Source organism: Enterobacter sp. DVT3837 (assembly GCF_056238685.1).
Window position 1 is genome coordinate 1,500,780 of the sequence record NZ_JBWDLA010000001.1, and the last position, 22,701, is coordinate 1,523,480.

Sequence of the window (22,701 nt, forward strand, 5' to 3'; positions counted from 1 at the left end):
AATGATGGCCCGCAACGGGGCCAGGTCGGGCCGCCGTGTACGAACGCGACACCAACGGAAGGAGTGAGCATGTCTGTACCAACTATCGACTGGGATTTGGCCCTAATCCAGAAATATAACTATTCCGGGCCGCGTTATACGTCATACCCCACCGCGCTGGAGTTCTCCGATGCCTTCGGAGAGCGTGATTTCCAGCAGGCTGTCGCGCGCTATCCTGAGCGTCCGCTGTCGCTCTACGTCCATATTCCGTTCTGCCACAAGCTTTGTTACTTCTGCGGCTGCAATAAAATTGTGACCCGCCAGCAGCATAAAGCTGATCAGTATCTTGACGCGCTCGAACAAGAAATTGTCCATCGCGCTCCGCTTTTTGCTGGCCGTCACGTTAGCCAGCTTCACTGGGGCGGCGGCACGCCAACCTATCTTAATAAAGCGCAAATTAGCCGCCTGATGAACCTGCTGCGCGGCAATTTCAGTTTTAACGCCGACGCTGAAATCTCGATCGAAGTCGATCCGCGTGAAATTGAGCTGGATGTACTGGATCACTTACGCGCTGAAGGTTTTAACCGCCTGAGTATGGGCGTGCAAGATTTCAATAAAGAAGTACAGCGTCTGGTGAACCGTGAGCAGGACGAAGAGTTTATCTTCGCCTTGCTCAATCACGCGCGTGAGATTGGTTTCACCTCGACCAACATTGACCTGATTTACGGCCTGCCAAAGCAGACGCCGGAAAGTTTTGCCTTCACGCTGAAACGTGTGGCCGAACTCAGCCCGGACCGTCTGAGCGTCTTTAACTATGCGCATCTGCCGACGCTGTTTGCTGCCCAGCGCAAAATTAAAGATGCCGATCTCCCTTCTGCCCAACAGAAGCTGGATATTTTACAGGAAACTATTACTTCGCTGACCGCAACCGGTTATCAGTTCATTGGCATGGATCACTTTGCCCGTCCGGACGACGAACTGGCGATTGCTCAGCGCGAAGGGGTCCTGCACCGCAATTTCCAGGGCTACACCACCCAGGGCGATACCGATTTGCTGGGGATGGGCGTCTCTGCCATTAGCATGATTGGCGACTGCTATGCACAAAACCAGAAAGAGCTGAAGTCGTACTACCAGCAGGTTGATGACATCGGCAACGCGCTGTGGCGCGGCATTGCGTTAACGCGCGACGACTGTATTCGCCGTGATGTCATTAAGGCGCTTATCTGCAACTTCCGTCTCGATTTCAGTGACGTGGAAGCGCAGTGGGAGCTGAACTTCAGCGATTATTTTGCGGAAGACCTGAAGCTGATTGCACCGCTGGCGAAAGATGGGCTGGTGGATGTATCGGAGAGTATGATTGAGGTCACGCCGAAAGGGCGTCTGTTGATCCGTAATATTTGCATGTGCTTTGACACGTATCTGCGTCAGAAAGCGCGTATGCAGCAGTTCTCGCGGGTGATTTAAGGCGCATAGCCAAAAGTACGAAACATAGGCCGGGTAAGGCGAAGCCGCCACCCGGCTTTTACGTTCAATCCCGCTAGCTAAACAGCCCAACCAGCGCCGCACACAACATAGCCGCAACGGCTGTTTGCGGTGTATGGCTTTCGGCTGCACCGCTAGAGAGCAAATTCACTAATGATTCCAGCATGATGGTTCCCCCAATTTCCGGGCACGATCATACAAAACTCATCGAAACAGTAAAGCGCAAAATAACGGCAATTTGCGCTCAATTAATAACCTTTACACAAGAGCGGATATTACTCCATTCCCAGCTCTTTCAGCTTGCGCGTCAGGGTATTACGTCCCCATCCTAACAGGCGAGCGGCTTCCTGCTTATGCCCTTGTGTATGGCGGAGCGCAGTGGTCAATAACGTACGTTCCATCTCTGGCTGAGCCTCTGAGAGTAAGTTTTGATGACCGGAACGCAGTGCGCGGTCGGCCCACTGCGCCAGCAGCGTCGCCCAGCTGTCCGGCAGCGCGTGCCCGGTACTGCTCTCTGGTGCGGTTGCTTCAAACAGCTCGGCCGGTAAATCCTGAATCAGGACTTCCTGTCCGGCGGCCATCACGGTCAGCCAGCGGCAGGTGTTTTCCAGCTGGCGCACGTTACCTGGCCACGCGAGACGCGTGAGGGCTGCGTCGGTTTCTGGATGAAGCTGCTTCGCCTCCACACCCAGTTCCCGAGCTGCAACCTGCAGGAAGTGACGTGCCAGACGAGGAATATCTTCCCGGCGTTCACGCAGCGGTGGCAAATGGACGCGAATGACGTTCAGGCGATGGAATAAGTCCTCACGGAATTTTCCTTCCTGCACGCGTTGCTCCAGGTTCTGGTGAGTCGCGGCGATAATGCGCACGTCCACCTTCACCGGCGCATAGCCACCCACGCGATAAAACTGCCCGTCGGCCAGTACGCGCAGCAGGCGGGTCTGGACATCCAGCGGCATATCGCCGATCTCATCCAGGAACAGTGTTCCACCGTCAGCTTGTTCAAAGCGCCCCTGACGAATTGTGTTCGCGCCGGTAAATGCCCCTTTTTCGTGGCCGAACAGTTCGGATTCAATCAAATCCTTCGGGATTGCTGCCATATTCAGGGCGATAAATGGGGCTTTTGCCCGCGGGCTGTGACGATGTAATGCATGCGCCACGAGCTCTTTACCGGTTCCCGATTCGCCGTTAATTAATACGCTGATGGACGAGCGAGACAAACGGCCAATAATACGAAACACATCCTGCATCGCCGGCGCTTCGCCGATAATGTCAGTTGTTGGCCCAAAATCGGGTGTGTGGCGAGGCTGTTGTTGTTCCTGATAGTGGCTAATTGCACGCTCAACCAGCGCTACCGCTTCGTCGATATCAAACGGTTTTGGCAGGTAATCGAACGCCCCTTGCTGATAGGCGCTCACTGCGGCATCAAGATCGGAGTGCGCCGTCATTATGATGACCGGAAGCATAGGGTGGCGTTGTTTGATCTGTTTTAAAAGTGCCAGCCCGTCCATTCCCGGCATGCGAATATCTGAGAGCAGAACATCGGGCGTTTTGGTGGTGAGTGCGTCGAGCACTTCGCTGCCGCTCTCAAACGTCGTGCAGCTTAATCCTGCCCCTGTGAGCGCGCGTTCAAGCACCCAACGGATGGAGCTATCGTCATCGACTACCCAGACTATCCCTCGTTGCATAAACGTCACCTTTATTTTTTAATCGGCAGGAAAACCGAAAACTCGGTGTGTCCCGGCCAACTGTTAAATTCAATTTTTCCAGAGTGTTGATCGATCAAACTGCGTGCAATGGATAAGCCCAGGCCGGTTCCGCCTTCGCGACCACTTACCATCGGGTAGAACAGGGTGTCCTGTAGATGCGATGGAATACCAGGTCCGTTATCCTCAACGTCGATTCGTGCTGCCAGTCGATAGCGTACGCCGTGTAACGTGAGCTGGAAGGCGGTGCGGGTACGTAAAATAATCTCGCCCCCTTCAGGCCCCAGAGCCTGCAGGGCATTGCGTACGATATTCAACAGTACCTGCTCAATCTGATCCGGGTCATGTGCCAGTTCTGGCAGGCTTGGGTCGTAATCACGCACCAGCGTGACGTTTTCTGGTAATTCCATCGAAACCAGTTTCACCACCCGCTCAGCCACTTTATGAATACTCTCTGATACGTGCATACCCGGTTGCTGTGGCCCGAGAAGACGGTCAACCAGATTGCGCAGGCGGTCGGCCTGTTCGATGATGACGTTGGTGTACTCCGCCAGCGCGGGGTCGGGCAACGCCTTTGTCAGGAGTTGTGCTGCGCCGCGTAACCCACCCAGCGGGTTTTTGATTTCATGCGCCAGACCTCGCACCAGGTCGCGGGCGGCAATTTGCTGGGCATGCTGAAGCTGCTCCTGGCTCAGTCGGCGCTGATTATCCATTGGCGCCATTTCCAGCAGGATCAGTCCTTCAGGAAGGCGTTGGGCAGTCAGTGACAGAATATGCGAGCGCCCGTCGATAACCAGCGTGACTTCGTTATCCGTGAATCCTTGACCGGCCTGCAAACTCTCCTGCATCAGGCCAATATTCAGCGAAAAATAACTCAGTAATTCCGGAAGCGGGGTGCCAAACAGTTTACGTGCGCTTTGGGCGAGCAGCTGCTGTGCCGCCGGGTTGGCATAATGTACGGCCAGCTCGTCGTCGACCAGCAAGATACTGTTAATCAAAGAATTGAGGATCTGCCCAGCATCGGGCAGCGTGCCAGTTGCCATTCAGCAGTCTCCTGGAGTTGTTTGCACTAATTTAGTGCAGTATAGCTTTTTCGTCGTAAAAAGCGCGCGAGATCAGGTTGTTGGTGGAGAAAAAAGCCCATCCGGAGATGGGCTAAAAGTTTCCACGGCAACTACCCCCGGCGTTTGTGACGCCGGGTAAAACAACTTAATTAAACGCTGTAGTACAGCTCGAACTCTACCGGATGCGGAGTCATACGCACGCGGTCGTTCTCTTCAGTACGCAGGGCGATGTAAGCATCGATAGCGTCGTCAGTGAATACGCCACCTGCAGTCAGGAACTCGCGGTCTGCGTCCAGCGCCTGCAGGGCTTCTTCCAGAGAACCAGCAACCTGTGGGATCTCTTTCGCTTCTTCTGGCGGCAGGTCGTACAGGTTTTTGTCCATTGCTTCGCCTGGGTGGATCTTGTTCTTGATACCATCCAGACCAGCCATCAGCAGTGCTGCGAAGCACAGGTATGGGTTAGCCGCTGGGTCCGGGAAGCGCACTTCGATACGACGCGCTTTAGGAGAAGCAACAACCGGGATACGGATAGAAGCAGAACGGTTACGCGCAGAGTAGGCCAGCATTACTGGTGCTTCGTAGCCCGGGACCAGACGCTTGTAGGAGTTAGTGGTTGGGTTAGCCAGGGCGTTGATCGCTTTAGCGTGTTTGATTACGCCGCCGATGTAATACAGCGCCTGCTCAGACAGACCAGCATATTTGTCACCAGAGAACAGGTTGGTACCGTTCTTGGACAGAGACATGTGGCAGTGCATACCGGAACCGTTGTCGCCAAACATAGGTTTTGGCATGAAGGTAGCGGTTTTACCGAAACGGTGCGCAACGTTGTGCACAACGTATTTGTAGATCTGAATTTCGTCTGCTTTTTTGGTCATGGTGTTGAAGCGGGTAGCCACTTCGTTCTGACCCGCAGTCGCCACTTCGTGGTGGTGAGCTTCAACTACCAGGCCCATCTCTTCCATCACCAGACACATGGTGGAACGAATGTCCTGTGCTGAGTCGACCGGAGGAACCGGGAAGTAACCGCCTTTAACGCCTGGACGGTGACCTTTGTTACCACCTTCGTATTTGGTGGAAGAGTTCCATGCGCCTTCGATATCGTCGATAGCAACGTGGGAACCAGAAATAGACGCACCGAAACGGATGTCGTCGAACAGGAAGAATTCTGGCTCTGGCCCGAACAGAACGGTGTCTGCGATGCCGGTAGAACGCAGGTACTCTTCAGCGCGTTTTGCGATAGAACGTGGGTCGCGGTCGTAGCCCTGCAGCGTGCCTGGCTCGAGGATGTCGCAACGGATGATCAGGGTTGGTTCTTCGAAGAACGGATCAATGACCGCAGTGGTCGCATCTGGCATCAGAACCATGTCGGATTCGTTAATGCCTTTCCAGCCACCAATGGAGGAGCCGTCAAACATTTTGCCTTCTTCGAAGAATTCGGCGTTTACCTGATGAGCAGGAATTGTGACGTGCTGTTCTTTACCTTTGGTATCGGTGAAGCGCAGATCAACAAACTTCACTTCATGTTCGTTCAGCATCGTCAAAACGTGTTCAGCGGACATACTTAACTCTCCAGATTGGTCATTGTCGTCGTGGTAACGAGGTCTTCAATTTCTGTTTGTACTGGCTGGTGCCATGTATTTTTTATAAAGCGAAATCTGTGCCAACTTTTAAAACACCCCAAAAAGGCGTTATCATGCGCACCATAGTGCAAAAGGGCTGCACCACAATGGATTTGTTGCACCAGTATAGTGCTTCAATGTGAACATTGAGCACTATATTGGTGCAATTTACGTTAAAGTGCCCTTTTACCGCTCCGTGAAAGCGATCACAAAGCATCTCTGCAATACTTGTTTGCGGGGGATGTTTGTGATCCTGTTTTGTAGTGCGATTAATCCGTGTACAATAACGCGCTATTTCTAAATGCCTGAGGCAAAGTTGTGATCGAAAATTTGCGTAACATCGCCATCATCGCGCACGTTGACCATGGTAAAACTACCCTGGTTGACAAGCTGCTGCAGCAATCCGGTACGTTTGATGCGCGTGCCGAAACCCAAGAACGCGTGATGGACTCCAACGATTTGGAGAAAGAGCGTGGGATTACCATCCTCGCGAAAAACACCGCGATTAAATGGAATGACTACCGTATCAACATCGTTGATACCCCAGGGCACGCCGACTTCGGTGGTGAAGTTGAACGTGTAATGTCCATGGTAGACTCCGTTCTGCTGGTCGTTGACGCAATGGATGGCCCAATGCCACAGACACGCTTCGTGACCAAAAAAGCATTTGCCCATGGTCTGAAGCCAATCGTTGTTATCAACAAAGTTGACCGTCCTGGCGCGCGTCCTGACTGGGTTGTTGACCAGGTATTCGACCTGTTCGTTAACCTCGACGCGACCGACGAGCAGCTGGACTTCCCTATCGTTTACGCTTCTGCGCTGAACGGTATTGCGGGTCTGGATCACGAAGACATGGCTGAAGACATGACCCCGCTGTACCAGGCGATTGTTGACCGTGTTCCTGCGCCAAACGTCGATCTCGACGGCACCCTGCAGATGCAGATCTCTCAGCTCGACTACAACAACTATGTTGGTGTAATCGGCATTGGTCGTATCAAGCGCGGTAAAGTGAAGCCTAACCAGCAGGTCACTATCATTGATAGCGAAGGCAAAACCCGTAACGGTAAAGTCGGTAAAGTACTGACTCACCTGGGCCTTGAGCGTATCGAGAGCGACATCGCGGAAGCGGGCGACATCATCGCCATCACCGGTCTGGGTGAACTGAACATCTCCGACACCATCTGCGACCCGCAGAACGTCGAAGCGCTGCCAGCCCTGTCCGTTGATGAACCAACCGTATCCATGTTCTTCAACGTCAACACCTCTCCGTTCTGTGGTAAAGAAGGTAAATTTGTTACCTCTCGTCAGATCCTTGACCGCCTGAACAAAGAGCTGGTGCACAACGTTGCGCTGCGCGTTGAAGAAACCGAAGACGCTGACGCATTCCGCGTTTCAGGTCGTGGTGAGCTGCACCTGTCTGTTCTGATCGAAAACATGCGTCGTGAAGGTTTCGAAATGGCGGTTTCCCGTCCGAAAGTTATCTTCCGCGAAATCGACGGCCGTAAACAAGAGCCGTTCGAAAACGTGACACTGGACGTTGAAGAGCAGCACCAGGGTTCTGTGATGCAGGCTCTGGGTGAGCGTAAAGGCGACCTGAAAAACATGAATCCAGATGGCAAAGGCCGCGTACGTCTTGACTACGTGATCCCAAGCCGTGGTCTGATCGGCTTCCGTTCTGAATTCATGACCATGACTTCCGGTACTGGTCTGCTGTACTCCACCTTCAGCCACTACGACGATGTTCGTCCGGGCGAAGTTGGCCAGCGTAACAACGGCGTGCTGATCTCCAACGGTCAGGGTAAAGCGGTTGCGTTTGCGCTGTTCGGTCTGCAGGATCGCGGTAAGCTGTTCCTGGGTCACGGTGCTGAAGTTTATGAAGGCCAGATCATCGGTATTCACAGTCGTTCTAACGACCTGACTGTAAACTGCCTGACCGGTAAGAAACTGACCAACATGCGTGCGTCCGGTACTGACGAAGCAACGGTTCTGGTTCCACCGATCAAGATGACTCTGGAGCAGGCTCTGGAATTCATCGATGACGACGAACTGGTAGAAGTGACTCCACAGTCAATTCGTATCCGTAAACGTCACCTGACCGAGAACGATCGTAAACGTGCTATGCGCGGTGCGAAAGAAGACTAATACGGTTATGCCGTAGGCCGGGTAAGCGTTCTCATTACCCGGAACGTAAAAAGCCGCTGAGCGTTCAGCGGCTTTTTATTTGATAATGACCAGACTTCCTTTATTACCCGGAATTGACATGTCCTGAGTCAATCTCTGTTCCGCGAAATTCAACAGATTAGGGTAGCTCTTCTCCATTTATCACGAACACCCGATCTGCCGATGAAATCGTGGTTTCGCGATGTGCGATAATGATCCTGGTAATATTCATCGCTTGTATAGACTGATTGACCTGGCTCTCACTGGTTTTATCCAGGTGGCTGGTCGCCTCGTCCATGAATAGAATACCCGGTTTGCGGTATAATGCCCTGGCAATATAAAGCCGCTGTTTTTGACCACCGGATAACCCTTCCCCGAGTTCACCAATCAGTGTCTCATAACCCATCGGTAGTTTTAAAATGTCATTATGAATATGGCTGGCGATGGCGCATTCCACCATCCATTGCTCGTCAATGTCAGGCCGGAAACCGGCGATGTTTTCTTTGATTGAGCCCGAAAACAGCTTATCTTCCTGCATAATACAGGCAATGCGTTCAGCATAATGCTCAAAACCAAGTTGCTTAATATCAATGCCATTAATTCGGACACAGCCGTTCGCGGGTTCGAATAATCCGCATAACACTTTCATTAGGGTGCTTTTACCGGCACCCGACACGCCCGTAATAGCAATACTCTCTCCGGCATGAATGGTCAGATTCAGTTTACTGAAGATGGGGTCTGCATGGTTATCATAACGGTAGGCCAGATCCTGGGTTTCAAGCGTTAAGGCTCCCTGTGGTAAACGCAGCGGGCTGGTGGCCGTTAAAGACGTTGCTTCCTGTAGCGCAATATCGGCAACGCGTTCATTATGTAAGTTGATGATGTTCAGCTGAATGATAAAGTTGATGAGGGTATTTATTCGATCATAGAACTGGCTCCTGAAGGTGTTAAACGCGATAAACATGCCGATGGTTAAATGACTATCAATCATCAGTTTGCCGCTTACCCACAGGATAACAATTTGGTCGCAGGCGGCGATAAAAGATACAACGCCACCAAAGAAAAGATCCATTCGCGTCAAACGAATACCAGTATTGACCCTATCTGAAAAAAGGTTAAACCAATTATTGATTCTCAGGTCAGTCATCCCCTGAATCTTAATCGTCGCAATACCGTACAGGGTTTCCATAAAATAAGAATTAAGACGTGCCTCCTTGATTAATTCTTCTTCGGATAACTGGCGGTAGTATCGATAGGTTGCAAACCGAATGAAGGTATATATTGCGGTAAAAGAGACCACGATCATGCTGAGTTGCAGGTTGTATAAAAACATCATTATCAGCAAACCCATGAGCATTAGCGTATCAATAATGCTACCAGTTAAACCGGTGGTAAATGTGGCGCGTATCACATCAAGTGAGTGGAAACGAGACTGAATATCCCCTAGTTTGCGCCTTTCAAAATAGGTTGTCGGTAGCTTAATAAGGTGCGAAAAGAGGCTAAAACTCCACTGGACGTCGATGAGTGTTCCCAGTATCAGCGTGGTCCAGGAGCGTATGACACTGACCGCCAAACGCAACAGAATCAGAATGAACAGTCCAAGACAGATGAGATTGAGTAAACCGTAATCTCCGGATGCAATGACATTATCCGTGACTAATTGTGTACCCACTGGCAACAGCAGACTGATCAACTCAATCACCAGCGATAAGAAAAATATCTTTGTCAGTGATGCCGTCAGACCATTGATATTCTTTAATAACGTGGCGGTTTTTAACCTCTTTTGCTTCTTTTGACCTGAGAAGGCCGTTCCCGGCCATACCTCAAGCACGACACCGGTAAAATGCCTGGACAATTCGGGCATGCTAATTACCCGTCCTCCAAACGCAGGATCGTGGATCACCACGCTGTTCTTATCGACCTTAATCAGTACGACAAAATGGTTAAAATCCCAGTGCAAAATGCAGGGCTTACGCACATCACGTAATTCCTGAAGCTCCACGGACAATGCACGTGACGACATCTCCAGTTCACTGGCAATTGATTTTATCGCATTGAGGTTGACCCCACGCGATGACAAATTGAATTGTTGCCGGAGTTGTAGAAGGTCAACCTGCTTGCCATAAAAACTGCATATCATTGAAAGACAGGCCAGGCCACATTCGGATGCTTCAGTTTGAAAGACAACCGGGATGCGTTTAAATAACCTCAAATCAAGTTTGCGCATCAGCGTCTCAGGGGTATAAAAATTATTCATTTCCCGCATCCGTTACGCTCATTTTCATTTCGTAAAATGGCGATAATAACCATTCGTAGATACGTCTCTTTTCAAGGAAAAGAGAAATCTGCGCTTTTGCTCCCTGGCTCAGTGAGAGTTGCTTTCCATGAACCTGCACAGACTGTAGGTCAGGTTTGATCATGATTTTGTACCAGGATTTTTTATCGTCATAGAATTCGTGTGCAATGGTCTGCTTTGACAGGAGTTCAGGTTTCGATGCCGGAACCCTGGATATTGCTGATATTGATGCCCTGAACTGACCAAATTTCTCATAAGGAAAGGCGTCGTAACTGACATTAACGCGCTGGCCAATCGCAAGATAGGGGAGAACTTCATCCGGAACCCAGGTTTCGATATAGCATGGCGAATGTATATTCTGCTGAACACGCGCGAGTACATCGCCGGAGCCGATCATCTTACCTTGCGTCGTATTGATGGAGTCGATTAAGCCATCGGCTGTCGCCTCGATGACATAATTTCCTTCTGCTTCTGTGTTTAACTTTTCTTTTTCCAGCTCATACTTTTGTTGCTCAAGCTGATAAATCTGGTGGTCATAATCAGCTCCCTGGGACTGGATCTGCTGATTGAGCATATCTACCTGAACCTGGTCCTGTGATTTTCTGGCGACCAGGTCAGAAACATTGCTCTGCTGTTGATAGAGTAGTGCGTTTTGGCTGCTCATCTGGTCTTTCGTGACCAGACCTTTTTCCTGATAACTGCGGTAATCGTTAACGTTTTTCTCAATCTGATGCAGTTCCCGCTCAGCCTGCACAAGCAATTCAGATGAGGTGTTAAAACTGGACTGATAATGTACTTTCTGAATTATCAGTGCGTTGAGCGTACGTTTTTTCGAAGAGATCAAATTTGCCATCATTACATTGATACTGTTTATCTGTAGCGTGATCTCCTTTTTTTTGTTCTCATCAACCAGACCTGATTGCGTCGATACACCTGAATGAATGAGGAAGAGTGCGTCACCTTTTTTTATACGATCGCCTTCGCTAACAAAACTCTTCACTACCGTACCCTGCATTGATGCAGAGATATTCACTGCACCGGGGAAAGTCGTTATCTCACCGTGAACAATGACGCGCCGGGTATAGGAACCTTTGGCAATAAAAATAGAAATAGAGGCAATAAAAAACAGGCTGAGCAATACGATAAAAGCAAAAGGGATCCCTGGGAGAAGTACGGCCTTTCCTTCCCATCGGGTACTCTTATATTCAATAGCTTCCTTGCGAAACATATCTGGCCTCTTACGGCTGTGGAAATAGCCGCTCAATATCAGCGGCTATGAGTGATAACGATTCAGGAATTAATGTCTGCCGTGATCATTACCCTGGCGGCCACCGCCATTTTTCGAACCTCCATTACCTTTTGACGAACCACCGCTTTTACCACCAACGTTAACTGAGCAACCGCCGCTAAAGGAGGTGCTTTCAGAGTGAGAACCATCCTTGTTGGTGGTACTGGTGTGGGAATAGCTGCCGTTACAACCAGCACTACCACCACCGAACATCCCACCAATCGCACTACCGATAGAACCCCACATTCCTGCACCGCTTACATTGCTTAATTCATTTTCATTGAGTTCACGCATTATTAATTTTCCTTGCAATAGTGAGCAAAAGGTATACCCATAATATCCATAGACTTTTTCCATACCATTTCACCATCCGTGAATGAAATGTTTTTTACGCCAAAACGCGTAAAATCCTTTTCGCTGTACGTCGACAGACCTGTGTCTGGATCACCAATATTTTCTTTTTGCCCGCAAAGTGGCATCATCCATGACACATTTATATCTTTGTAAAATGCTTTATCCGTTTTTCTTATTTCTGAGAAAATGCGATCTGTTATCGTTGTGTCTGTATTGATTTCACCGTTAACCGTGGTCGTTAACTTACTGTCATCAGAATTAGGTGAGCCATGGAAACCAATAATGGAACCATAATTGATGATTTTGTTTTTTGCCGCAGGGAAAAGATAGTTAGCACAGGAAGAAAGACATAATCGCCTGACCTCAATGTTAATTTCTTTGTTATGAATAATGCGTGCTATTTTGATTGCAGCTTCGACATCACCGCCACCACTGTTTATCGATATTGTTCTTACAGGAATAAGGTTTTTTTTGATAATTGAAGAAATTATTTTGTCATCATCTTTTGATATATTTCCGTCGATATATAATGTATCAAAAACGAGGTGGGTTGAAAGTTTTGGTTCAAGCCCTTGCCTCACAATAAGTTGGCTAGAGAGTTGATATAAAATATCTCTGCTGGCTTTTTTATATCGGTAGGCGTTGTATGAGTAAATAGCGAAAGTGCAGAGTATCGCTATTAAAACGGCACAGAGGATGTATCCCTTTTTAATCTTCACGAAAAGTGCTGCTCCATGTGTAAAGTAATGTAAACCTACCATTATAAAAAAGAAGATAAATGCAGTATTTGTATCTAAATGTAAATTTGAGTAAAGTGAATTTGTATCAATCTCGAGCAAAGCCGCGTGAAATGGGATTCCCATGGAGTAAGTAGTGGTAATGTGGTGATGAAAAGAAACTGTACGGAAGCGTTTTTCTGTAGTGTTTTACAGATTGAATTGATACGAATACCTCTGCAAAAACGCACTTAAATAAAACTCGTCTCACTGACTATTGTCCCGAAACTCAATAGCATCTCCGAATGCTAAATTTTCGTTCTTTAGATCAATCCCCCTAAGCTGAATCTGGCGCATAGCCAAAGCTTATCTTTCCCGCTACAGTTACTTTTCCACGGCGAGCAGGAGATAAACATGCTTTATATCTTTGACTTAGGAAATGTAATCGTCGATATCGATTTTAATCGGGTGCTGGGCGCATGGAGCGATTTTAGCCGTGTCCCACTGGCGACATTGAAGCAGAGTTTCGTGATGAGCGAGACCTTCCATCAACACGAACGCGGCGAAATCAGCGATGAAGAGTTCGCCGAACGTTTCTGCCATGAGCTGGATCTGCCGTTAAGCTACGAGCAGTTTTCTCACGGCTGGCAGGCGGTATTTGTGGCGATACGTCCGGAAGTTACGAACATCATGCACAAACTGCGAGAGCAAGGACATCGTGTGGTGGTGTTGTCAAATACCAACCGTCTGCACACCACATTCTGGCCTGAGGAGTACCCTGAAGTTAAGGCAGCGGCAGATAAGATTTATCTTTCGCAGGAAATGGGGATGCGTAAACCTGAGGCACGAATTTATCAGGCTGTTCTTCAGACAGAAGGATTTACCGCGGCCGATGCGGTCTTTTTCGACGACAACGCCGATAATATAGAGGGAGCTAACCAGTTGGGTATTACGTCAATTCTGGTGACCGGAAAAGAGACGATACCAAACTACTTTGCGAAGCAGTTATGCTAAAAACCGTTCATCAAAAAGCCACCCATCATACTCGTCCGCTGAGAGCCTGGCTAAAACTGCTCTGGCATCGCATTGATGAGGACAACATGACCACGCTGGCGGGTAATCTCGCGTACGTGTCGTTGCTCTCATTAGTGCCGCTGGTGGCGGTTATCTTTGCGCTTTTTTCCGCTTTTCCAATGTTTGCAGACGTTAGTCTGCAGCTTCGCCATTTTGTCTTCGCAAATTTTATTCCTGCAACCGGGGATGTCATCCAGAACTACATTGAGCAGTTCGTTGCTAACTCCAACAAGATGACGGCAGTGGGGGCATGCGGTCTTATCGTCACAGCGCTGCTGTTGATGTACGCCATTGATAACGCGCTGAACACCATCTGGCGGAGTAAAAAGGCACGACCGAAGGTGTACTCCTTTGCCGTTTACTGGATGATCCTGACGCTGGGTCCGTTGCTGGCCGGGGCGAGTCTGGCAATCAGCTCGTATCTTCTTTCATTACGCTGGGCGAGTGATTTAAACGGCGTTATTGATAATGTGCTTCGCATCTTCCCGCTGATCCTGTCTTGGCTCTCATTCTGGCTGCTCTATAGCGTCGTGCCGACCACGCGCGTGCCTAACCGTGATGCGGTCGTGGGGGCGCTAGTGGCGGCGTTGCTCTTTGAGCTCGGGAAGAAAGGGTTTGCCCTCTACATCACCATGTTTCCGTCCTATCAGCTGATTTACGGCGTGCTGGCGGTGATCCCGATTTTGTTTGTCTGGGTCTACTGGACCTGGTGTATCGTCTTGCTTGGTGCCGAAATAACTGTCACTCTCGGTGTCTATCGCGAACTCAAAAAAGCAGCAGCAGCTGAAAAACAACAAGAAGCAGACCAACCATGATTGCATTGATACAGCGCGTAACCCGTGCCAGCGTCACCGTGGAGGGAGAGGTGACGGGTGAAATTGGCCCAGGACTTTTGGTGTTGTTAGGTGTCGAAAAGGATGATGACGAACAAAAAGCCAACCGCTTGTGTGAGCGTGTGTTGGGCTACCGTATTTTCAGCGATGCGGAAGGTAAGATGAACCTTAACGTTCAGCAGGCGGGCGGCAGCGTGCTGGTGGTGTCCCAGTTCACACTGGCGGCGGATACCGAGCGCGGCATGCGTCCGAGTTTTTCTAAAGGCGCCGCACCTGATCGTGCTGAAGAACTTTATGAGTATTTTGTTGAGCGCTGTCGCCAGCAGGAAATGAATACGCAAACCGGAAGATTCGCTGCGGATATGCAGGTTTCGCTGGTGAACGATGGCCCCGTCACATTCTGGCTCCAGGTATGAGCCAACTGGCGGCGTGGCCGCGGGTAACAAGAGAGAGTACAGCTATGTATCACCTTCGAGTACCGCAAACGGAAGAAGAGTTAGAAGCCTATTACCAGTTCCGCTGGGAAATGCTGCGCAAGCCATTACATCAGCCAAAAGGGTCTGAACGCGACGCCTGGGACGCGATGGCCCACCATCAGATGGTGATGGATGAAGAGGGCAACCTCGTCGCCGTCGGGCGTTTGTATATCAACGCCGATAACGAAGCGTCTATTCGCTTTATGGCGGTTCATCCCTCCGTGCAGGACAAAGGCCTGGGGACGCTGATGGCGATGACCCTGGAATCTGTCGCCCGTCAGGAAGGCGTTAAGCGCGTCACCTGTAGTGCCCGCGAAGATGCCGTGGAGTTCTTCGCGAAACTTGGTTTTGTTAATCAGGGGGAAATCACTACCCCGCAAACCACACCGATTCGTCACTTTTTGATGATTAAACCTATCGCCACGCTGGATGATATTTTGCATCGCGCCGACTGGTGCGGGCAGCTACAGCAAGCCTGGTATCAGCACATTCCGCTGAGTGAAAAAATGGGTGTCCGTATTCAGCAGTACACAGGACAAAAATTTATCACCACCATGCCGGAGATCGGCAATCAAAACCCACACCACACCCTGTTTGCCGGAAGTCTGTTCTCGCTGGCTACGCTGACCGGCTGGGGGCTTATCTGGCTGATGCTGCGTGAGCGCCATCTGGGGGGGACGATCATTCTGGCCGACGCCCATATCCGCTATAGCGCACCGATCAGCGGTAAACCGAGCGCCGTGGCCGATCTGGGTTCACTGGGGGGCGACCTCGATCGCCTGGCCCGAGGTCGCAAAGCCCGCGTACAAATGCAGGTTGAACTGTTTGGTGACAAAACATCTGGCGCGGTGTTTGAAGGCACCTATATTGTTCTTCCGGCGAAGCCATTCGGCGCGTATGAAGAGGGTGGGAACGAAGAGGAATAATCCCTTCGTTGTTATTGCCTGGCTGAGCTAATTCGCCAGGCGATGTCCCGCATAACGTCTCGTGCTGACTGACTAACACCGCCAAGCTGAAAGAAGCCATGGATAACGCCCAGCCAGCGCTGAGCAGTACACTTCACACCCTGCTCAGTCAGATGCTGGAACAGCATTTCTCCCTCATCACATAGCGGATCGTATTCAGCGGTAATAATGTGCACAGGCGGAAGGCCGTGAAAATCATCGCGCCACAGTGGGCTGGCTTCCGGATGCTGAAGGTCAGTCTCTGCGAGATACATTTCATACCCGCTGAGCAGGGTATCGCGGGTGATAATATAATCCGTGCCATTCAGGGCATAACTTTCAAAGCTGGCTGTGGCATCAAGCATGGGATAGATCAGGATGAGCTGTGCTGGATTCCACAGGCCTTTATCTTTGAGCCGCAGTGATGTCACCAGCGCAAGATGTCCACCTGCACTGTCGCCGCAAAGGGTGATTCGGTTTTTATCTACACCCAGTTTGTCTGCATTCTGCCAGACAAGCTCTGCAGTGCGTTCTGCGTCGTCATGTGCTGCGGGGAATTGATGCTCGGGTGCCAGTCTGTACTGAACCGCAATCACCCGGCAGTTACCGTAAAATGCCAGCTGGCGGAGCTGATTATCATGCGTATCAAACCCACCGCTGATAAAGCACCCGCCGTGGTAGTAGATGGCTGCCGGCAATAATTCAGACGCATTGAGAGGTGAAAACACCCGGATGGTAAGTCCATCAAGGACAAACGTCTCCACCTGAACGCGCGTTTCTATCTTCCCGGCAAGCCCCGTGCTGGCAACATACCCTGCTCGTCGTACCTCAATGGTCTGTCGACGCGACGATGGCCGACCTGCAGCGATAAATCCCTGAACCAGCTGCGCAATACCCTTTTCCAGTGCCATGAAAATGCCCTTTAACTGTATGGATATACAGCTTTATAGCCTGGTTTAATTCAAAAGAAAACAAGAATGTTGTCGAGGATAAAAATCTGGAAAGCGGTGTGTATTGCTGTCGAGCTGTAGGCCGGGCAAGCTGATGTCGCCCGGCACGGTTACGGGAGATTATTCCCCTTCACCCGGGAACAGGAACGGATTGATCGAGCTGCGGGCAAAGCCCTCTTGCTCCATCTTTGCGTCCAGAATCAGCGAGGCGAGATCGTCGGCTACCGCTTCGACTTTTGGGTCTTTTTCCTGATACAGAATCTTGAGGTAAGTCCCGCAGTCGCCGCAGCTTTCGGCTTTTACCGCTGCTTCTTCGTTTTCCAGCGACCAGTAGTTGAGATCGCGAGTCTGTTCACAGTTGCTGCACTTCACGCGCACTACATGCCATTCGGTTTCACACAGGTTGCAGTGCAGGTAGCGCAGCCCCTGAGTGGTACCAATCTGCACCATACTGGATACCGGCATAGAGCCACATACTGGGCAAAACTGGCGTGCTTCACCATATTCTGCACGGGCTTTACCGGGGATCAGGCTCGCCATTTGCGCCCAGTAGAGCGACAGCGCAGCCCAGATAAACGGGGCTTTATCACTGCTGACCAGCGTAAAATCGGAAGCAAACAGCGCGCTCGCCATCTCTTCCAGCTCCTGATCGGAGGCTTTTTCCAGATTTTCGATAACGGCCAGCGCGGTGCCGCTCATCTCTGGCTTCAGTTCGGCAATCAGCGAATGCAGCAGCTTGTGCCAGTGTTTATCGCGCGGCAGCACGTGAATATCCAGCGGTGGTTTGCCTTGCTCACTGGCTTCTTTAATGCGCGCAGTCAGGTCCATTTGCAGAGGGTGGTCGTACAGCACCACTTCCTGCGCGTGGGCAATCAGCGCGGCGAAGCGCAGAAAATCGCCCAGCGGGTTGTTCTCTGCCAGCTCGCGCAGACGCTCTGCGCGGCGGTTGTAGAGGTTCTTGAGCCTGGGGAATAACAACGGCGGAATATATTCCGCCGTGCGTTTCTCGCTCGACCCCAGCTCATCTTGCGGGATTATGCGAATACTCATTCAGATGACTTTTCCTGTTTCTGGCGGACTTCACGGTACCAGCGTGGGTGATGTTTCTTTGCCCACGTACTGGTTACCCATCCTTCCACCATCGCGGTAATGGTGCCTTTCACCCAAAGGGCGGCGTAGATATGCACCATGATAACCACAATTAACGCCACTGCGGCAAATGAATGCAGCATCAGCGCGAATCGGATCACCGGGATTGAGAAAGCAGGCGCAAAGTACGGACGCCAGATGATCACGCCGCTCACCAGCAACAGGACCAGGAAGATAATCGCCGCCCAGAATACGCATTTCTGGCCGAAGTTATAACGTCCGGTATCACCCACTTCCTCGTTGACGACGATCTTACGAATATTCTTCGCCCAAAAGATATCATCCCGATTGATTAGGTTATGGTGCCAGTAGCGGAAGAACATGATGATGAACGACGCGAACATGATGACGCCAACAAACGGGTGCAGTATACGCGCCAGTTGTGGTGTCCCCATGATCTGCATCAGCCAGTTGAAGGACGGGAAGAAGAACCCCAGCCCGCTTATCGCCGCCAGCATGAAGCAGAAGGCGGTGACCCAATGGTTGATACGTTCCGGCGCGGTATAGCGCACGATGGTGTCACGTTTTCTCATTTGCGCACCTCGTCTTTCTCTTCATGCAGGTTGTCATCTTCCTCTTCCGCGCGGTTCGGGCCGACACCGACGTAGTGGAAAATGCTCGCTGCGAAGGTAGCAGCAAAACCAACCGCTGCCAGTGGTTTCCAGATGCCTTTCCAGAACTTCACGGTGGCGCTGATTTCCGGGTTTTCCGGCAGGCCGTGATACAGATTCGGCTTGTCGGCGTGGTGCAGCACATACATCACGTGCGTACCGCCAACCCCGGCCGGATCGTACAGGCCTGCGTTGTCGTAACCACGGGTTTTCAGCTCGCCTACGCGTTCTGCCGCCAGCGTTTTCATATCCTCTTTCGAACCAAAGTGGATAGCACCTGTCGGGCAGGTCTTCACGCAAGCCGGCTCCTGGCCGACGTTTACACGGTCAACACACAGCGTACATTTGTAGACGCGGTTGTCTTCCGGGTTCAGTCGCGGCACGTTGAACGGACAGCCGGCAATGCAGTAGCCGCAGCCAATACACTGCTCAGATTGGAAGTCGACGATACCATTGGCATACTGAATGATAGCCCCTTCTGACGGGCACGCCTTCAGACAGCCCGGATCCGCGCAGTGCATACAGCCGTCTTTGCGGATAAGCCATTCCAGTTTGTCGTTCTGCTCCACTTCCGAGAAACGCATCACCGTCCAGGACTTGGCGGTCAGGTCCGCCGGGTTGTCATAGACCCCGACGTTGTGACCCACTTCGTCACGGATGTCGTTCCACTCTGAACAGGCCACCTGGCAGGCTTTACAGCCGATACAGGTGGTCACGTCGATAAGCTTCGCCACTTCCTGCTGGTGGTCCCGCGCCTGAGGCGCGGGCGTGAAACCGTTAGTCGCGGAACGACGGATAATGTCCTGAGATTGATAAGCCATAAGTCGTCTCCGTTACACCTTTTCCACGTTCACGAGGAAGGCCTTAAACTCCGGCGTCTGCGTGTTCGCATCGCCGACGAATGGCGTCAGAGTGTTCGCAATGAACCCTTTCTTCGCCACGCCCTCATAACCCCAGTGAATTGGAATACCGATGGTATCCACCTGCTGACCGTGAACGTTGAGCGTGCGAATACGCTTGGTCACCACCGCCTTGGCTTTGATGTAACCACGGTTAGAGGAGACTTTCACGGTATCGCCATGGGCAATGCCGAGCTTGTTCGCCAGCTTTTCACCGATCTCCACAAACTGTTCCGGCTGCGCGATGGCGTTAAGCAGCGCGTGCTTGGTCCAGTAGTGGAAGTGCTCGGTCAGACGGTAAGTGGTGCCCACGTACGGGAACTTGTCCTTTTTACCCAGCGCTTCGAAATCGCCCTTGAAGATACGGGCTGCTGGGTTAGAGACCACGTTCGGGTGCAGCGGGTTGGTGCCCAGCGGCGTCTCAAACGGCTCGTAGTGTTCCGGGAACGGCCCTTCCGCCATCTTATCGATAGCAAACAGGCGTCCCATCCCTTCAGGCTGCATGATAAACGGCCCGACATCGCTGCCTGGTGCGGCAGTGCTGTAGTCCGGAATATCTACACCGCCCCATTTCGCACCGTCCCACTTGAGAAGCTGACGCTTCGGATCCCACGGGTTACCCTGTGGGTCAGCGGATGCGCGGTTATAGAGGATGCGGCGGTTGAGCGGCCACGCCCACGCCCAGCCCAGCGTGTTGCCAAGACCTGACGGGTCGGCGTTGTCGCGGTTGGCCATCTGGTTGCCTTTCGGCGTCCAGCTACCGGCAAAGATCCAGCAGCCGCTTGAGGTGGTGCCGTCATCACGCAGATGCGCGAAGGTGCTCAGCTGCTCGCCTTTCTTCGCCAGCACGGTCCCGGTGGCTGGATCGATAACATCCGCCAGCGCTTTGCCGTTGCTTTCCATGGCCACTTCTTCCGGCGCTGGGTTTTCCGGCGTCGAGTAGTTCCAGCTCATGTTCAGCACCGGTTCCGGGTTCGCGCCGCCTTCAGCCGCATACATCTTACGCAGGCGTAAGAAGATACCGGCCAGGATCTCGCCGTCGTTCATGGCGATGCCCGGGGCGTCCGCGCCTTTCCAGTGCCACTGTAGCCAGCGTCCGGAGTTGACGATAGAACCGTTCTCTTCCGCGAAGCAGGTCGATGGCAGACGGAACACTTCGGTTTGAATCTTCGATGGATCGACGTCGTTCGATTCACCGTGGTTCTGCCAGAAGGTTGAGGTCTCGGTATTGAGCGGGTCAATCGTCACCAGGAACTTCAGCTTCGACAGGGACTCAACAACCTTGTTCTTGTTCGGGAACGAGGCAACCGGGTTAAAGCCCTGGCACAGATAGCCGTTCACTTTACCCTGGTGCATCATCTCGAAATACTGCAGAACGTCGTAACCTTTGTCCCACTTCGGCAGCCAGTCAAAGCCCCAGCTGTTTTCCGCCGTCGCTTTGTCGCCGAAGAACGCTTTCATCATGGAGACGAAGAACTTCGGATAGTTGCCCCAGTAGTTCACCTGGCCTTCAAGCAGCGGTTTAGGCGTGCTGGCCGTCAGGTAGGTTTGCAGGTCTGGCTGTTTCTCGCTTGGCAGATTCATATAGCCTGGCAGGCTTTGAGACAGGAGACCGAGGTCGGTCAGGCCCTGAATGTTGGAGTGACCGCGCAGGGCGTTCACGCCGCCGCCTGCCATCCCCATGTTGCCGAGCAGGAGCTGAACCATCGCCATGGTACGGATGTTCTGCGCACCGATGGAGTGCTGCGTCCAGCCGAGGGCGTACAGGAACGATGCTGTTTTGTCTTTCGCGCTGGTTTCGGCGATAAGCTCGCACACCTTCAGGAAGTCCGCCTTCGGCGTACCACAGATGTTTTCGACAACGTCTGGCGTATAGCGGGAAACGTGCTCTTTCAGCAGGTTCCACACGCAGCGCGGATGTTGCAGGGTGGTATCGCGCTTCGCAAAGCCTTTCTCATCCAGCTCGTAGTTCCAGCTGGTTTTATCGTACTTGCGTTTTTCGGCGTCATAACCGCTGAACAGGCCATCTTCGAAGTGGTAATCCTCACGCACGATCAGGCTGGCGTTGGTATAGGCTTCGGTGTATTCGCGGTTATATTTTTCGTTGGTCATCAGGTACAGCAATACGCCTGACAGGAAAGTGATGTCAGTACCTGAACGAATAGGGGTGTAGAAATCCGCCACTGACGCAGTACGCGTAAAGCGGGGATCGATCACAATCAGTTTCGCACCGTTGTGGATTTTGGCTTCCATCGCCCAGCGGAACCCGACAGGGTGCGCTTCAGCGGCGTTACCGCCCATCACCACAATGAGGTTGGCGTTCTTGATGTCGACCCAGTGGTTGGTCATCGCACCGCGACCAAATGTTGGAGCAAGACTTGCTACCGTTGGTCCGTGTCAGACACGCGCCTGGTTGTCGACCGCGAGCATACCGAGTGCACGCGTAAATTTCTGGGTTAAATAACCGGTTTCGTTGCTGGAAGCAGAGGCACACAGCATCCCGGTGGAGAGCCAGCGGTTGACCGTGACGCCGTCGGCGTTTTTCTCAACAAAGTTGGCATCGCGATCTTCTTTAATATGTTTTGCGATGCGGTCAAACGCTTCTTCCCAGCTAATTTGCTGCCATTTGTCGGAGCCAGGCGCACGATATTCAGGGAATTTGAGGCGGCTTTCGGAGTGGATAAAGTCCACCAGACCGGCCCCTTTCGGGCACAACGCGCCGCGGTTGACCGGATGATCCGGGTCGCCTTCGATATGGAAAATAGACGCTTTGGCGTTTTTAGCACCGTCGCCGAGGCTATACATTAACAGCCCGCAACCGACAGAGCAGTACGTACAGGTATTACGGGTTTCACGGGTGCGCAGCAGCTTATACTGCCGCGTTTCCGCCAGCGCTACGCCGGGCGCAAAGCCCAGTGCCGCTGCCGTGGTGCCTGCCATACCGCCAGCGCAGATCTTAAAGAACTGCCTTCTGCTGACCTGCATGGGTCACTCCTTGTTTCGACATTGCTTATATATGGTGTTTTGACTTCGCGGCTAAAGAATGACCGCAAAGGAGAAAAATTTGCGTTAATCCCTCAATTCCACGAGGGATATCATAA

At 51.7% G+C, this 22,701-nt stretch carries 19 protein-coding genes; 6 read left to right on the forward strand and 13 right to left on the reverse strand.

Annotated elements, in window-relative coordinates; all coding sequences use genetic code 11:
* Positions 1 to 69 precede the first annotated feature (69 nt).
* The gene (gene hemN / locus AC0XWG_RS07270; protein ID WP_128348421.1) at positions 70 to 1,443 is read left to right on the forward strand and encodes an oxygen-independent coproporphyrinogen III oxidase; all 1,374 of its coding nucleotides are present in this window, start codon (positions 70 to 72) and stop codon (positions 1,441 to 1,443) included.
* A gap of 73 nt (positions 1,444 to 1,516) precedes the next feature.
* Here hemN and AC0XWG_RS07275 read toward each other — a convergent pair whose 3' ends face one another.
* From AC0XWG_RS07275 to glnA, 4 genes are all read right to left on the reverse strand, one after another.
* A complete protein-coding gene (locus tag AC0XWG_RS07275) occupies positions 1,517 to 1,627 on the reverse strand; it encodes a YshB family small membrane protein (protein ID WP_049008129.1) in 111 nt (36 codons plus the stop codon).
* Between the two features lie 109 nt (positions 1,628 to 1,736).
* A complete protein-coding gene (gene glnG, locus AC0XWG_RS07280; RefSeq protein ID WP_020883985.1) occupies positions 1,737 to 3,149 on the reverse strand; it encodes a nitrogen regulation protein NR(I) in 1,413 nt (470 codons plus the stop codon).
* Between the two features lie 11 nt (positions 3,150 to 3,160).
* Complete coding sequence (glnL, locus tag AC0XWG_RS07285; RefSeq protein ID WP_028018152.1) at positions 3,161 to 4,210, reverse strand: nitrogen regulation protein NR(II); 1,050 nt, start codon at positions 4,208 to 4,210, stop codon at positions 3,161 to 3,163.
* A gap of 170 nt (positions 4,211 to 4,380) precedes the next feature.
* Positions 4,381 to 5,790, reverse strand: coding sequence for a glutamate--ammonia ligase (gene glnA, locus AC0XWG_RS07290; RefSeq protein WP_008501856.1), 1,410 nt, complete (start codon positions 5,788 to 5,790; stop codon positions 4,381 to 4,383).
* A gap of 378 nt (positions 5,791 to 6,168) precedes the next feature.
* Here glnA and typA point away from each other — a divergent pair, with 378 nt between their 5' ends.
* Entirely contained in the window at positions 6,169 to 7,992 is a 1,824-nt protein-coding gene (gene typA / locus AC0XWG_RS07295) for a ribosome-dependent GTPase TypA (protein ID WP_023331638.1), read from the forward strand.
* Between the two features lie 157 nt (positions 7,993 to 8,149).
* Here typA and AC0XWG_RS07300 read toward each other — a convergent pair whose 3' ends face one another.
* The 4 genes from AC0XWG_RS07300 to AC0XWG_RS07315 form a co-directional block, all read right to left on the reverse strand.
* Positions 8,150 to 10,267, reverse strand: a complete 2,118-nt coding sequence (locus tag AC0XWG_RS07300) for a peptidase domain-containing ABC transporter (protein WP_475680503.1) — start codon at positions 10,265 to 10,267, stop codon at positions 8,150 to 8,152.
* Complete coding sequence (locus AC0XWG_RS07305) at positions 10,260 to 11,534, reverse strand: HlyD family secretion protein (protein ID WP_475680504.1); 1,275 nt, start codon at positions 11,532 to 11,534, stop codon at positions 10,260 to 10,262. Before AC0XWG_RS07305 ends, AC0XWG_RS07300 begins: the two co-directional genes overlap by 8 nt.
* 69 nt (positions 11,535 to 11,603) lie before the next feature.
* Positions 11,604 to 11,888 carry a hypothetical protein gene (locus tag AC0XWG_RS07310; protein ID WP_028018149.1) on the reverse strand — a complete coding sequence of 95 codons (285 nt, stop codon included), beginning with the start codon at positions 11,886 to 11,888 and terminating at the stop codon, positions 11,604 to 11,606.
* 2 nt (positions 11,889 to 11,890) lie between these two features.
* Complete coding sequence (locus AC0XWG_RS07315) at positions 11,891 to 12,667, reverse strand: hypothetical protein (protein WP_108091217.1); 777 nt, start codon at positions 12,665 to 12,667, stop codon at positions 11,891 to 11,893.
* Between the two features lie 411 nt (positions 12,668 to 13,078).
* Between AC0XWG_RS07315 and yihX the strand changes: the two genes are divergently transcribed.
* The 4 genes from yihX to fabY are packed head-to-tail and all read left to right on the forward strand — an operon-like array spanning position 13,079 to position 15,973.
* Positions 13,079 to 13,678, forward strand: a complete 600-nt coding sequence (yihX, locus tag AC0XWG_RS07320; RefSeq protein ID WP_128348426.1) for a glucose-1-phosphatase — start codon at positions 13,079 to 13,081, stop codon at positions 13,676 to 13,678.
* Positions 13,672 to 14,553, forward strand: coding sequence for a virulence factor BrkB family protein (locus AC0XWG_RS07325; RefSeq protein WP_028018146.1), 882 nt, complete (start codon positions 13,672 to 13,674; stop codon positions 14,551 to 14,553). Before yihX ends, AC0XWG_RS07325 begins: the two co-directional genes overlap by 7 nt.
* Positions 14,550 to 14,987, forward strand: coding sequence for a D-aminoacyl-tRNA deacylase (dtd, locus tag AC0XWG_RS07330; RefSeq protein ID WP_047345532.1), 438 nt, complete (start codon positions 14,550 to 14,552; stop codon positions 14,985 to 14,987). The genes AC0XWG_RS07325 and dtd overlap by 4 nt, the downstream gene beginning before the upstream one ends.
* Positions 14,988 to 15,031: 44 nt before the next feature.
* The gene (fabY, locus tag AC0XWG_RS07335) at positions 15,032 to 15,973 is read left to right on the forward strand and encodes a fatty acid biosynthesis protein FabY (RefSeq protein ID WP_028018144.1); all 942 of its coding nucleotides are present in this window, start codon (positions 15,032 to 15,034) and stop codon (positions 15,971 to 15,973) included.
* 11 nt (positions 15,974 to 15,984) lie between these two features.
* Here fabY and AC0XWG_RS07340 read toward each other — a convergent pair whose 3' ends face one another.
* The 5 genes from AC0XWG_RS07340 to fdnG all read right to left on the reverse strand — a co-directional run bounded on the left by AC0XWG_RS07340 (position 15,985) and on the right by fdnG (position 22,585).
* Positions 15,985 to 16,902, reverse strand: coding sequence for an alpha/beta hydrolase (locus AC0XWG_RS07340; protein ID WP_128348427.1), 918 nt, complete (start codon positions 16,900 to 16,902; stop codon positions 15,985 to 15,987).
* Positions 16,903 to 17,061: 159 nt separating this feature from the next.
* Positions 17,062 to 17,991: a formate dehydrogenase accessory protein FdhE gene (fdhE, locus tag AC0XWG_RS07345; protein WP_028018140.1), complete on the reverse strand. Its 930-nt coding sequence runs from the start codon at positions 17,989 to 17,991 to the stop codon at positions 17,062 to 17,064.
* The gene (gene fdoI / locus AC0XWG_RS07350; protein ID WP_008501832.1) at positions 17,988 to 18,623 is read right to left on the reverse strand and encodes a formate dehydrogenase cytochrome b556 subunit; all 636 of its coding nucleotides are present in this window, start codon (positions 18,621 to 18,623) and stop codon (positions 17,988 to 17,990) included. Before fdoI ends, fdhE begins: the two co-directional genes overlap by 4 nt.
* Positions 18,620 to 19,522, reverse strand: coding sequence for a formate dehydrogenase subunit beta (gene fdxH, locus AC0XWG_RS07355; protein ID WP_028018139.1), 903 nt, complete (start codon positions 19,520 to 19,522; stop codon positions 18,620 to 18,622). The genes fdoI and fdxH overlap by 4 nt, the downstream gene beginning before the upstream one ends.
* Before the next feature lie 12 nt (positions 19,523 to 19,534).
* Positions 19,535 to 22,585, reverse strand: coding sequence for a formate dehydrogenase-N subunit alpha (gene fdnG / locus AC0XWG_RS07360; RefSeq protein ID WP_139156818.1), 3,051 nt, complete (start codon positions 22,583 to 22,585; stop codon positions 19,535 to 19,537).
* Positions 22,586 to 22,701: the final 116 nt, after the last annotated feature.